The organism is Skermanella mucosa, from assembly GCF_016765655.2.
Lineage (GTDB): Bacteria > Pseudomonadota > Alphaproteobacteria > Azospirillales > Azospirillaceae > Skermanella > Skermanella mucosa.
The window spans coordinates 672396-684574 of the sequence record NZ_CP086106.1 but is presented as its reverse complement, the minus strand read 5'-3'; the positions used below and the strand labels follow the sequence as shown (position 1 = coordinate 684574).

Annotated in this window: 9 protein-coding genes; 7 read left to right on the top strand and 2 right to left on the bottom strand. The window is 70.0% G+C overall.

The annotated features are described in order from the left end of the window. Positions 1–4: 4 nt before the first annotated feature. Both JL100_RS03140 and asnB read right to left on the bottom strand, forming a co-directional pair. Complete coding sequence (locus JL100_RS03140; protein WP_407696949.1) at positions 5–1144, bottom strand: glycosyltransferase family 4 protein; 1140 nt, start codon at positions 1142–1144, stop codon at positions 5–7. Positions 1145–1557: 413 nt separating this feature from the next. Next, entirely contained in the window at positions 1558–3567 is a 2010-nt protein-coding gene (gene asnB, locus JL100_RS03135; RefSeq protein WP_202682843.1) for an asparagine synthase (glutamine-hydrolyzing), read from the bottom strand. 244 nt (positions 3568–3811) lie between these two features. On the opposite strand from asnB, the gene JL100_RS03130 reads away from it, so the two are divergent. The 7 genes from JL100_RS03130 to lptE all read left to right on the top strand — a co-directional run bounded on the left by JL100_RS03130 (position 3812) and on the right by lptE (position 12125). Then, positions 3812–5188, top strand: coding sequence for an oligosaccharide flippase family protein (locus JL100_RS03130; RefSeq protein ID WP_202682842.1), 1377 nt, complete (start codon positions 3812–3814; stop codon positions 5186–5188). 122 nt (positions 5189–5310) lie between these two features. Continuing rightward, positions 5311–6303, top strand: coding sequence for an NAD-dependent epimerase/dehydratase family protein (locus JL100_RS03125; RefSeq protein ID WP_202682841.1), 993 nt, complete (start codon positions 5311–5313; stop codon positions 6301–6303). A gap of 64 nt (positions 6304–6367) precedes the next feature. Then, complete coding sequence (locus tag JL100_RS03120) at positions 6368–7372, top strand: MraY family glycosyltransferase (protein WP_202682840.1); 1005 nt, start codon at positions 6368–6370, stop codon at positions 7370–7372. Continuing rightward, positions 7369–8328 (top strand): NAD-dependent epimerase/dehydratase family protein, encoded by a 960-nt coding sequence (locus tag JL100_RS03115; protein WP_228421045.1) that lies wholly within the window; start codon positions 7369–7371, stop codon positions 8326–8328. The genes JL100_RS03120 and JL100_RS03115 overlap by 4 nt, the downstream gene beginning before the upstream one ends. Positions 8329–8347: 19 nt before the next feature. Next, on the top strand, positions 8348–10312 hold the full coding sequence (locus tag JL100_RS03110) for a polysaccharide biosynthesis protein (protein ID WP_202682839.1): 1965 nt from the start codon (positions 8348–8350) through the stop codon (positions 10310–10312). Between the two features lie 24 nt (positions 10313–10336). Continuing rightward, entirely contained in the window at positions 10337–11533 is a 1197-nt protein-coding gene (locus tag JL100_RS03105; RefSeq protein ID WP_202682838.1) for an O-antigen ligase family protein, read from the top strand. A 109-nt stretch (positions 11534–11642) separates the two neighbouring features. Continuing rightward, entirely contained in the window at positions 11643–12125 is a 483-nt protein-coding gene (gene lptE, locus JL100_RS03100) for an LPS assembly lipoprotein LptE (RefSeq protein ID WP_202682837.1), read from the top strand. Positions 12126–12179 lie beyond the last annotated feature (54 nt).

Genomic DNA, 12179 nt, shown 5'->3' with positions numbered 1-12179 from the left:
TCCGTCAGCGCGCCTGCCGGCGGAGCGGCAGGCGGTGCTCCGTCCCGGGGCCGGGAGCGGCGCTGTAACGGGGTGCCGGCGGGGCCGACGAGCCCGGGTCCAGCAGGAAGCGGGAAATGCGGTCTCCGGCCTCCGACCAGCGGTACTCGGCGTTCCGGGCGATGCCCTGGATGCAGCGATGGTAGAGGGCGGGATCGTCGAGCAGACGGCCGATCGACGCCGCCAGCGCCTCGCCGCTGATGCCGGCGGCGATCAGGCCGTTGACGCCGGGGACGATCTGCTCGACCAGCGCGCCGGCCGGCGTGCCGACCACCGGAAGGCCGGCGGCCTCGGCCAGGACCAGGACCCCGGACTGGCTGGCCTCCCGGTAAGGCAGGACGACGAGGTCGGCCTCTTCCAGGATGGCCGGAAGCTCCTCCTCCCCGATGTAGCGGTTCTCCACGGTCACGTCCGCCAGCCCTTCCAGGGCCGCCCGGTACGGCGACAGGTCGCCGTCGCCGTAGATGGCCAGGCTGAGGTCGGGATGGGCGGCCTTCAGCCGGCCGTAGGCGTCGAGCAGGAGGTCGAGGCCCTTGTAGGCGATGATCCGGCCGAAGAAGAGCAGCCGCCGGGGCGCCCGTATCTCGGCCGCCGGCCGGCAGGCCCGTCCGGCGTCGATGAACTGGTTGAACGGGCCGCAGGGGGCCACGGCGATCCGGTCGGCCGCGGTGCGGTGGCGGGTGCGCAGGACTCCGCCGACATGGTCGCTCAGCACCACGTACCCGTCGGCCTGGCGGATCTCCCAGTCCAGCCACCACTGGTACGGCAGGAACCGCTCGCCCGGATGGAGTGTCGCGTCGTGGATGGTCACCACGTACCGCGCGCCGACCCGGCGGATCGCCGGCAGCATGAAGGGGTTCCATAGGTGCTGCATGGTGCACAGGACGACGTCGATCTCGTGCTTTTCCAGGTATTCCCTGAATCGCCGCCTGACCTGCGGCAGGCGCGACAGGGCCACGACCGCGGATCCGACATCGCAATAGGTGTCCACGTCGAACCCCGGAAGCCCCAGCGCCTTGATCTCGCCGTAGAGATCGCAATTGCGCGATACCGACAGGTGCAGGTTGAACTCGTCTCGCCGGGACAGTTCACGGGCAACTTCCAAGCAATAATGGGCTCCACCGCCTCGCCTGCCCCAATACCAAAGCAGAATGTTCCGCTTCCGGCCGTCGGGCATGTTTCGCTTGTCAGTGCCGACCACTCAATCAGGCCCTCTTCTCGTCGCTTACGGGCTGGCCACGCACGTCAGACCTGCTGGTTGCCTGCCACTCCGGAGCAGGCCTGTTTCGCAAACAAAACACCCGAGCAGTTGGCATCAATGCCATAGCTAATGAGCGTACCCAACCCCGTCAATTATCAAAGGGGCTTAATCTAAGTTCCCTGAGCGATCAGGATGGCAAAAACAAAGGAAATATGCCTTTTCGGCTAGACCGGAAAATCAAGTGCAGCAGTCCATTGGGGCTAGGGGTTCTCGGTTGAATATTTCCAATCATCTACTCCTGTTTCCCCAATGAGCCATCACCAGGCTGCCGCTGCCGCCGGGCGCGGCCGGATCTCCGGATCGCCCTCCCCGGTCCGGTTGGAGCCCGGGTCGAGCCACCGCCGCCGCCACGCCTGGAACATGAGAACGCCCCACAGCCTGTCATGATGGTCCCGCGTGCCCGACAGATGCTCCGCCCAGCGGCGGCGGACCGGCCCGGGATCGAGCACGCCCTCCTCCTCCAGCCGCCGCTCGTCCAGCAGGTCCTCGGCCCAGTCGCGCAAGGGGCCGCGCAACCAGCCGTCGAGCGGCACGCTGAAGCCCATCTTCGGCCGCTCGACAAGGTCACGGGGAACATGGCGGTAGAGCACCTGGCGGAGCAGCCATTTGCCCTGCCCGCCGCGCACCTTGAGCGAGGTCGGCAGGCCGGCGGCGAACTCGACCACGCGGTGGTCGAGCAGCGGCACCCGCGCCTCCAGCCCGACCGCCATGCTCGCCCGGTCCACCTTCGCCAGGATGTCGTCCGGAAGATAGGTCACCGTGTCCAGGAACTGCATGCGCCGGAGAAAGTCGGGGATCTCGCCGGCGACCGAACCGTCCCACAGGATGCCGCGCGGCTCGTCCGCACCCCTGACGATCTCCGCGGGGTCCCAGTGGGACAGCAGGCCGCGATAGACCTCGTCCGGTCCCGACGCCGCCAGCAGCGCCGCCAGCTTGTGCATGCGGTCGCCCGCGCGGTCCGGACGGACCCCGCGGGGGAGCAGGCCGAACCCGCGGTCCCAGGCACCTTCGGACGGACCCGAGAGCGCCGCCGCCGCGAACCCGCGCAGGCTCCGGGGAATGCGGCCCAGCCGCCGGCGCGCCGCGTCCGCCCAGAAATAGCGGTGATAGCCCGCGAACAGCTCGTCGCCGCCATCGCCCGACAGCGCCACGGTGACGTGGCGGCGGGTCATTTCCGAGACCAGGTATGTGGGAATCTGGGAACTGTCCGCGAAAGGCTCGTCGAACAGGTCCGGCAGCCGGGGGATCACGTCGCGCGCGTGGTCGCGGCCGACATAGAGCTCGGTGTGGTCGGTGCCCAGGTGCCCGGCGACCACCTTCGCGTGGACCGCCTCGTCATAGCCGGCCACGTCGAACCCGATGGAGAAGGTCCGCACCGGCCGGCCGCTTCGGGCCTGCATCAGCGCCGCCACGGTCGAACTGTCGATCCCGCCGGACAGGAAGGCGCCGAGCGGCACGTCCGCGACCATCTGCCGGCCGACGGCATCGCCCAGCAGCGCCTCCAGCTCGCCGACCGCCGAGACCGGGTCGCGCTCGCGCGGCGGAACCCGCGCCACCGCCCGCATGTCCCAGTAACATTCGGTCCGGGGCTCGGCCCCCGGTTCCCAGGTCAGCATCGAGCCGGCGGGAAGCTTGGCCACGCCGCGATAGATCGTGTGCGGCGCGGGGACGTAGTTGAAGCGCAGGTAGGAGGCCAGCGCGCCGCGGTCCAGTCCGGGCGACCAGCCGGGATGCACCCGCAGCGCCTTCAGCTCGGACGCGAACATCACGCCGGCCCCTATCCCGGCACCGCCCCCTGCCCCGACCCGGCCCCAGTAGAGCGGCTTGACGCCGAGCTGGTCGCGGACCAGCGTCAGGCGCCGGGCGGCCTTGTCCCACAGGGCGAAGGCGAAGATGCCGATCAGCCGGCGCACCGTCCGCCCGACGCCCCAGGCGGCGCAGGCCTCGACCAGCACCTCGGTGTCGGACTGGCCGCGCAGGCGGATCCCGCCGGCCTCGAGCTCGGCGCGCAGGTCGCGGTAGTTGTAGATTTCGCCGTTGAAGGTCAGCACCAGCCGGCCGTCGGCCGACTCCATCGGCTGGCGCCCCAGGGGCGACAGGTCGACGATCGCGAGCCGCCGGTGGCCGAACGCGACGCCCGCCGCCTCGTCGGTCCACACCCCGTCGCCGTCCGGACCGCGGTGGGCCAGGGCGTCCGCCATGGCGCGCACCAGGGGTGCCGGCGCCCGGCGGCCGGAAGGTTCGACGAAACCGCAGATGCCACACAACGGAACCGATCTCCCCGCCTGACTGTCCGTGACGACGATGGTTCAAGAAGAACCGAAGTCTTCGAATAGAAGCCCGCGCCCGCTCCGGGCAAGCGCAATCATCGGTAAGCGGGGCCACCTTATGGGTGACGATCGAAAAGGTGCCCAGCCGCATTGACTTCCTCCTTCGCGCGACAGCATTCTCCGCCGCATAAGCTTCCGGCAGCGGCGCGCGTCCCGGTCTTCGCAGGTTTCGGTTATCGCGGTGGCATTTCGACTTCCTCTCCTGATCACGCGAAACCCGGCGCTCATGCGGCTGGCCCGGGGCGGCGGCAGCGTCATGGCGCTGAACGTCGCGGGCATGGCCCAGGCCCTGCTGCTCCAGATCGTGCTCGCCCGCCTGCTCGGCCACGAGGGCTACGGGCATTTCGCCTACGTCATGGCCTGGATCAACATCCTGGTATACGTGGCCGTCATGGGCCACGACATGCTGATGATGCGCAGCGTCGCGGCACACCAGGCCCGTCAGGAATGGGCCCTGCTCGCCGGCGTGCTGCGCCATGCCGCCGGCCTGGTCGGCGGCCTCAGCATCGCGATCTCGGCGCTCGGCGCGTTCCTGATATCCCTGCAGCCGGGGATCCCGGCCGAGCTCGGCGCCACCTTCCTGGCCGGCTTCATGGTGCTGCCCCTGCTCGCCATGCTGAGGCTCAATGCCGCCGTCCTGTACGGGCAGGGCCAGGTGGTGCTGGGCACCGCGCCGGAACGACTCGGACGCGACGCCGTCGTGCTGCTCCTGGTGGGGGCCGCGACCGGCCTGTCGCTGGCGCTGACGCCACCGGCGGTCATGGGGTTCGTGGCGCTGGGCGGGGCGAGCGCGCTGATCCTGATCCTGTATCTGCGCCGGCGCCTCGCGGTGCTGCCCGCCCCCGCGCCCCGCGCGATTTTCCGGCGGCGCGACTGGATCGGCTCGGCGTTCGTCCTGGGGCTTACCGGCGGCAGCCAGCTCCTGCTCCAGCGCAGCGACGTGCTGATGATCGGCTGGCTGTTGACGGCCGCCGACGCCGGCGTCTATGTCGTCGCCTGCAACGTGGCGGAACTGGTGCTTTTCCCGTACCTGGCGGTCGGCGCGATCGTCGGCCCGACGTTCGCCGCCCACTATGCCCGGGGAGAGCGGACCGAACTGGCCGCCTTCATGCGGACGACGACCCTGATGACGCTCGCCGGGTCGCTCGTCATCGGGATTCCGCTGATCGCCCTGGCTCCCTGGATCCTCGGGCTGTTCGGGTCCGAATTCGTCGACGGCGCCGGAGCCGCCCGCATCCTGATGATCGGCATCTGCCTGCGCACCGTGATCGGCCCGAGTCACCTGATGCTGACCATGACGGGGCACGAGCAGCAGGCGATGCGGGCGCTCGGCTGCGCCGCGGCGGCCAATATCGCCCTGAACCTGGTCATGATCCCGGCCTTCGGGATCGAGGGGGCCGCCGCCATGACCACCCTGTCGCTGCTGGGCAGCCAGATCGCCATGGCGGCCATGGCCTGGCAGCGGGTCGGCATCCCGCCGCCCCTGCTGCCGCGCCGCCTGCTGGCCGCCCTGGGGCCGCGCGACGGCGGGCCGCGTGACGCGGACAGCGGCGGCTGAACCGATTCGGGGAAGCTCGACCCGTACGATCCCGATTCGGAAGGGCTATGACCGAGTTGCGCTGGCACTGCCGGGTGGGCTGGGCCATAAAGCGGCCGTACTGAACTCGACCGAGGTCCTGGATGACGATCTTTCTCACCGGTGTCGCCGGCTTCATCGGCTCCCATGTCGCCGAGGCGCTGCTGGCCCGCGGCGATCAGGTGGTCGGCATCGACAACATGAACGACTATTACAGCGTGGACCTCAAGCGCGCGCGGCTCGGGCGGCTGGCGGGCCGGACCGGCTTCACCTTCATCCAGGCCGACGTGGCCGACCGCGACGCGGTCGGCGCGGCGCTGAAGCGGGCGGGATCGTCCGGACCGGTCACCGGCATCGTCCATCTCGCCGCGCAGGCGGGTGTACGATATTCGCTGGAGAACCCGTACGCCTATGCGGACGCCAACGTGGTCGGCCAGGTGGTCATGCTGGAGGCGGCCCGGAACCTGGATTCCCTGGAGCATTTCGTCTATGCCAGCTCCTCCTCGGTCTACGGCGCAAACACCAAGCTGCCCTTCTCGATCGACGATCCGGTGGACCATCCGGTCTCGCTGTACGCCGCGACGAAGCGTGCGGGCGAGCTGATCGCCTACAGCTTCAGCCACATCCACAAGCTGCCGGCGACCGGGCTGCGGTTCTTCACGGTCTACGGTCCCTGGGGCCGGCCGGACATGGCGGCCTACCTGTTCTGCGACGCGATCATGGCCGGCCGGCCGATCCGGGTGTTCAACGAAGGCCGGATGGAGCGCGACTTCACTTATGTGGACGACATCGTGGCCGGCGTCGTCGCCGCGCTGGGGCGCCCGCCCGCTCCGGACGCGCGCGGCGTACGTTCCATGCTCTACAACCTGGGCAATCACAAGTCGGAGAGCCTGATCCGCTTCATCGAGGTGATCGAACAGGCGCTGGGCCGCACCGCCCTGAAGAACCTGGAGCCGATGCAGGCCGGCGACGTGCCCGCGACCTATGCCGACATCGACGCGACCCGCCGCGATCTCGGTTTCGAACCCGCCATTCCGATAGAAGTGGGTATTCCCCGGTTCGTCGCGTGGTACAAGGACTATCACGGCATCGCATGATCGCCTTCGCCAAGCCGGGACCATCCGGCCGGACCAAGCTGGGGCGTTCCGCCCGGATATCCCGATGACCGATGCCATTGGCCTGTTCGAAACCGCCCTGCTCGCCGGCACCGCCGCCCTGTCCTACATGGCGACCGGCATGGTGCTCGGTTACCTGCGCCGCAACGCGATCCTCGACCTTCCCAACGAGCGCAGCAGCCATACCGTGCCGACGCCGCGCGGCGGCGGCTGGGGCATCATGGCGACCCTGCTGCCGGCCTTCGCGCTGATCGGCTGGATTGTCGGCTCGTTCGACCGAATCGGACCCGTGCTGGCGGGCGCCGCCGGGCTGATCGCCGTCTCCTGGATGGATGACCGGCGCAGCCGCCCCGCCCTGTTCCGGCTGGCGGCGCAGGTCGCGGCGGTGGCCCTGGGGCTGACGGCGCTGCCGGGCCACGACCTGGTCTTCCAGGGCTGGCTGCCCCTGTGGGCGGACCGGCTGGCGGCGGGCTTCTGCTGGCTCTGGTTCGTCAACCTGTTCAACTTCATGGACGGGATCGACGGGCTGGCGGGCAGCGAGGCCGCCTCGATCGGCGCCGGGCTGGCGCTGGTCTCGGTGACCGCGGGGCTGGGGGTCGTGCCGCTCTGGCTGGCGCTGGCGACGGCCGGGGCGGCGCTGGGGTTCCTCGGCTGGAACTGGCATCCGGCCCGGGTCTTCATGGGCGACGTGGGAAGCGTCCCGCTGGGCTACCTGCTGGGCTGGCTCCTGCTCGGCGCCGCCGGGGCGGGCGCCTGGGCGGCCGCACTCCTGGTCCCGCTCTATTTCCTGGCGGACGCCACCTTCACGCTGCTGCGCCGGCTGGCCGCGGGCAAGCGGATCTGGCAGCCCCACCGCGAGCACATATACCAGCGCGCGGTCCAGGCCGGCCGCAGCCACTCCGGCGTCGTGCTGTGGGTTCTCGCGGCCAATGCCGGCCTGGTGGCCCTGGCCGCCGCGTCGGTGACGGTCGGCTGGATGGCGCTGGTGCCCGGCGCCCTGGTCGTGCTCGCCCTGATGGCCTTCCTGCCCCGTCCGGCCGGGAGGGCATGATGCGCGTCCTGGTGACCGGAGCGACCGGCTTCGTCGCGTCCGCCCTGATTCCGATGCTCGCCTGCCGGGGCCACCATGTCCGCGCCGCGGTCCGCCGTCCCGGCCCCCTCCCCGTCCCCGACACGGCGGCGGTCGGCGACATCGGCCCGGAAACCGACTGGGCCCGCGCCCTGGACGGGGTCGACGCGGTCGTCCATCTCGCCGCCCGGGTCCACCAGACGGAGGAGCCGGGCGAGTCCGCCGCGGCGCTCGACCTGCACCGCCGGGTCAACCGGGAGGGCACGCGGCGGCTGGCCGAGGCCGCCGCCGCCGCCGGGGTGCGCCGCATGGTGCTGGTCAGCACCATCAAGGCGGTGACAGAGAACGGCGCCGAGGATGCGGTGACCGACGAGACCCCGCCCCGGCCGAGTTCCCCCTACGGCATCTCCAAGCTGGAGGCCGAGCAGGCGCTGGAGGCGGTTGCCGCGCGGACCGGACTGGAACAGGTCGTGGTCAGGCCCCCGCTGGTCTACGGCCCGGGCGTCGGCGCCAATTTCCGGCAATTGATGGAGCTGTGCCGCCGCGCCCCGCCGCTGCCCTTCGGTTCCATCCGCAACCGGCGCAGCCTGGTCTATGTCGGGAACCTGGCCGGCGCCATCACGGCGTGCGTCGAACACCGCGACGCTCCGGGCCACCGGTTCCTGGTCCATGACGGCCCGGTGCTGTCGACGCCGGACCTGATCCGCGCGCTCGCCCGCGCTCTGGGGCGTCCGGCGCGTCTGTTCGGCGTTCCGCCGCCCCTGCTGGGGGCCGCCTTCAGCCTGATAGGACGCCGCGACGCCTTCGACCGGCTGGCGGCATCGCTGGAACTGGACGACCGCGCCATTCGGAAATCCCTGGGCTGGCAACCGAATTGGTCGCAGGAAGACGCCTTGCGCCTCACCGCGGAATGGTTCAATGCTGCGGCCGGCCCATAGAGCAGCGCCCGTTGACCTGATGAAATTCGATCGAGCCGGCCTCGCCTACTTCCACGACCTCCTGATGACGGGTCTCGCCTTCGTCGCGGCGTTCTACCTGCGCGTGGGGGACGACCTGTTCGGGTTCCATTTCGAAGGCCTGCTGGAGGGCCTCGTGGTGGTCCTGCTGACCGCGGCCATCACCTACCGCCTGCTGGGACTTTACCGCGGGATCTGGCGCTACGCGTCGGCCCCGGACCTGATCCTGGTGACCAAGGCCGCCACCGTCGTTTCGGTCGTGTCCGTCCTGCTGCTGTTCCTGCTGACCCGGCTGGACACGATCCCGCGCTCGATCCCGGTGATCCAGTGGTTCGTGCTCCTGTTCCTGCTCGGCGGGCCGCGCTTCGGCTACCGCCTGTTCAAGGACCGGCGGCTGGCCCTGTCCGACTTCTCCGGCGGCGGGCAGCAGGTGCCGGTGCTGCTGGTCGGCGCCGAGGACGGCGCGGACCAACTGATCCGCGCGCTCTCCCAAACGCCCCAGTCGGCGTACCGCGTGGTCGGCGTGGTGGATGACAAGGGCGGCCGGATCGGTCGGGAAATCCGCGGCGTGCCGGTGCTGGGCGGCGTGGGCGACCTGACCTCAGTGGTCGAATCGCTGCACCGGCGCGGCGTGAAGCCGCAGAGGCTGATCGTAACCAAGCCGGAAACTGACCATGACGGCGACCTGATCCGCCGGCTGCTCGATCTCGCCGAACCGCTGGGACTGTCGCTCAGCCGCCTGCCCAGCCTGACCGAGTTCAAGGACGCGCTGGGTGAAGGCAAGATCGAGCTTCGGCCGATCGCGGTGGAGGACCTGCTGGGCCGCCCCCAGACGGTGCTGAACCGAAGCGCCATCGAAGGCCTGATCGCCGGGCGCCGGGTATTGGTCACCGGTGCCGGCGGCACGATCGGCAGCGAGCTGACGCGCCAGATCGCGGCACTGGGCCCGGCTGAGCTGACCATGGTCGATGCGGGCGAATTCAATCTCTACACGATCGACGGCGAGATCCGGAGCCGGTACCCGAACCTGGCCTGCCGAAGCGTCATCGCGGACGTGCGCGAACGCGCCCGCGTGCTGCGGCTGTTCCAGGACGCCCGGCCCGACCTTGTGTTCCACGCCGCCGCCCTGAAGCACGTTCCGCTGGTCGAGGCCAACCCGGAGGAGGGCGTGCTGACCAATGCCATCGGCACGCGCAACGTCGCCGACGCGGCGCGGACGGCCGGCACCCGCGCCATGGTCCTGATCTCCACCGACAAGGCGATCAACCCGAGCAGCGTGATGGGCGCCACCAAGCGCGCCGCCGAATCCTATTGCCAGTCGCTGGACCTGCTGCCGGCGTCGGAGGGGGCCAGCACCCGGTTCATGACGGTCCGGTTCGGCAACGTGCTGGGCTCCAGCGGCTCGGTGGTCCCGCTGTTCCAGCGCCAGCTCGCGGCGGGCGGCCCGCTGACGGTCACCCATCCGGACATGCGGCGCTACTTCATGACCGTGCGCGAGGCGGTCGAGCTGGTGCTCCAGGCATCCGCCTACGGCTCGGCCCACCCCCAGGGCCGCGGCCGGATCTTCGTGCTCGACATGGGCGAGCCGGTGAAGATCGTCGATCTGGCCCGCAACATGATCCGGCTGGTCGGGCTCCGCCCGGACAAGGACATCCGGATCGAGTTCACCGGGCTGCGGCCGGGCGAGAAGCTGTTCGAGGAACTGCTGTCCGAGGGCGAGGCGCCGACCCGCACCAGCGCCGACGGGGTGTTCCAGGCATCGCCCCGCGCGATCGACCACGCGGTGATCAACCGGCTTCTGAACGAGCTGGAGCTTGCCGCGCGCGCGACCGACCGGCCCAGGACCCTGGCCACCCTGCGCACCCTTGTCCCCGATTTCCGGTCGGAGGGTGCCACGGCGGAGGCCCCGCGCCGGGAACCGGGCTCCGATCGACATGAACCCGCAAGGATGAGCGGCCCAGAATGAGTGATCCAGAATGAGTTTGGCGACATGAGCGGGCCGGCCGTGCCCGCGCGCTTCGCGACCGCTTGCCTGATCACCCTCCTGCTCGCCCCCCTGATCGCGGTCACAGTGCCGCGCGGGCTGGCCCCGCTGATGATCGCCGGCTCGGTCATCGGCGTCGTGCTCCACCGCCTGGACACCGGCCGCTGGCCCGCCCCGCCGGTCCGGTGGCTGGTGATCCTGGGCGGATTCCTGGCCTACGGCGCCCTGACCTCGCTCTGGAGCATCCGGCCGGGGCAGAGCCTCAAGCAGGCCTGGGAACTGGGCTACGCGCTGGTGCCCGCCCTGTTCCTGGCGGTCGCCGCGACCCGGGCCCCGCTGCTGGACGGGCGCCGCGCCGGCCTGTTCGTGACGGCCTACGCCGCGGCGGTGATCCTGCTGATGCTGGACCTGCTGCACGGCCTGCCGGTCTATCGGCTGATGCGCGGCGGCGCCCTGCCCGACACAGAATTCTACGGATCGTTGATCAACCGGAACATGGTCGCGATGGCGGCCCTGTGCTGGCCGGTCTGCCAGGTGTTGTGGCTGCGCCGCCAGCGGGCAGCGACCGCCCTGCTTCCGGTCGGCATGATCGTCCTGGTGACCGGCGGGGAAAGCGAGTCGGCGATGGCCGGGCTGCTGGTCGGCCTGGTGACCCTGGCGGCCGCGATGGCGGCGCCGACCTTGGTCCGGCATCTGCTGGGCGTCGGAGTCGTCGTCACCTTCTTCGCGACCATTCCGGCCATGGAATATCTCTACGGCCTGGATCTGATCGACCGGGGCGACCTGCCCTTCTCGTTCCTCCACCGGATCGAAATCTGGCACTACGCGTCCAACCTCGTGTTCGAGCGCCCGCTGTTGGGCTGGGGACTGGATTCGTCCCGCTCCCTGGCGGAGAACGTGTTCGTCGACCGCGGCGGCTACAGCTTCCCGGTGCTGCCGCTCCACCCGCACAATGCCATCCTTCAGGTCTGGCTGGAGCTTGGATTCGTCGGAGTCTGCCTCGGCATCGCCGCCGGGCTGACCATCCTGCGCGACATCGGCACCCTGCCGCGCGACAGCCAGCCGGTAGCGCTCGCCGCCTTCGCCGGCATGCTCGCCATGATCTCGGTCGCCTATGGAATCTGGCAGGTCTGGTGGCTGGGCGCGCTGTTCCTGTCGATGCTGGCGATCCACGTGCTTGCGCGCCAGCACCGAGTTGGATAGCTTCGACGGGGCTGATCGCGCCGGCCGCATCAGTTCTCTGAAGTCCCGTGAATTCACCAGGTGGCCGATGCCGTCGAACAAGACAAACCCGCTTTCAAGGTGGGGCGCTTTGCTCTGTCTGATGCTGCTGCCCGCCTGCGGATACCAGCCGCTCCACGGCGCCAGCGCCCCGGCCGCGCAGCAACTGTCGCTCGTCCAGGTCAACAATATCCCGAATCGCCTGGGGCAGCAGCTCCGCAACAGCCTGATCGACCGGTTCTATCTCGACGGCCGGCCGGCCTCGCCGGAGTACACCCTCGACATCGCTCTGAACCCGACGGTGATCAAGCTGGGCATCGCGGTCGACGACAGCGCCACCCGCGCCGAGCTGAACGTGCTGGCGGCCTATACGCTGCGGAACGCCCAGGGTGCCGCCGTCCTGTCCGGTACCACGACGTCCGTCAGCAACTTCAACATCCTGCGCAGCCAGTACGCGACCCTGATCGGGGAGCAGGACGCCTACGACCGGAGCGTGGCGCAGCTGAGCGAAGACATCACCCGACGGCTGTCGCTGTTCTTCAACCGCGAGCCGGTTACGGCGTCGGCGTCCTAGTTTTCCGACCGACATATTTGGTTCCGAGCGTTCGGCCACGGCCCAACCTACGAT